The organism is Bowmanella yangjiangensis, assembly GCF_017255015.1.
In the GTDB taxonomy this organism is placed as follows: Bacteria; Pseudomonadota; Gammaproteobacteria; order Enterobacterales; family Alteromonadaceae; genus Bowmanella; species Bowmanella yangjiangensis.
The window spans coordinates 1-924 of record NZ_JAFKCS010000316.1 but is presented as its reverse complement, the minus strand read 5'-3'; the positions used below and the strand labels follow the sequence as shown (position 1 = coordinate 924).

2 protein-coding genes are annotated in these 924 nt (G+C 50.2%); both read right to left on the bottom strand.

Features of this window, described 5'->3' with window-relative positions; translation table 11 throughout:
• Positions 1-90 precede the first annotated feature (90 nt).
• On the bottom strand, positions 91-507 hold the full coding sequence (locus J0A65_RS24265) for a pilin (RefSeq protein ID WP_152487868.1): 417 nt from the start codon (positions 505-507) through the stop codon (positions 91-93).
• 103 nt (positions 508-610) lie between these two features.
• Positions 611-924: pilin (locus J0A65_RS24260; RefSeq protein WP_206596826.1), on the bottom strand; the 314-nt coding region annotated here is incomplete at its 5' end.

Here is a 924-nt window from a genome sequence, read left to right as displayed (position 1 = left end):
CAGAATGCGGCCAGCGCGACAATAAACAGCGCCAGCGACAGATAGAACCGAAGCAAAAGGCGAGAGGTGAACATGGACTATCCTTAGTACTTAATGGGCGCAACCTTGGGGATGATAAATAGCGGAGATAGAGGCATCCACTTGGCATTTCCAAGCGCCGGAACTGGAGCGTACTAACTGAATAGTTTTACCATTGACTATCGGGCTGCCTTTAACCGTACAAGTGATGTCGCCAGTACCGTCGGCGCTGTCATAATTCATACTGACGGTACAGCGTGAGGTCTCACTCACTAAGCCAATATCGCTCAGGTTAAAGCTACTGACATTCTCGGTTACCACTAAAGCCTCATAAGACGGACGACCACCGGCAATATCCGATAGACCAGCAGCCAACTGGGACTTGGCTACATAATTTTGATAGGCCGGCAAGGCAATGGCCGCCAAAATACCAATTATTGCCACAACAATCATCAGCTCGATCAGCGTAAAGCCTCGTGCGTATTGCATGACAGATACCTGTATGAGTTGTTATGAAAGTGCCGCTTGCACTCAGGCAAAACAAACCCCGCCGCAGCGGGGTTTATCTGTAGCTGGTTAACCGCTAAGGCGATTAGTTGCAGCCAGCCGGGCGATATTTGCTATCAACAGTAGTGTCAACTACGCAGTTCCAAGCACCGGAGCTATTACGCACAAGATCAACAGTCTTGGATGCGACTTTTGGGTTACCTTTCAGCGCACAAGAGATCTCTTCAGAGCCGCTGGTACCGGTGATAGTGATAGTGCAACGAGCAGTGCTAGCCTGCAGACCAATATCTGCAGCAGTGGTTGGACGCGAAGCGCCGGACTGAATAATTTCTTCAAAAGCAGTCACACCACCACGGATATCGGCCAGACCAGCAGTCACCTGCGACTTGGCAACGTAAT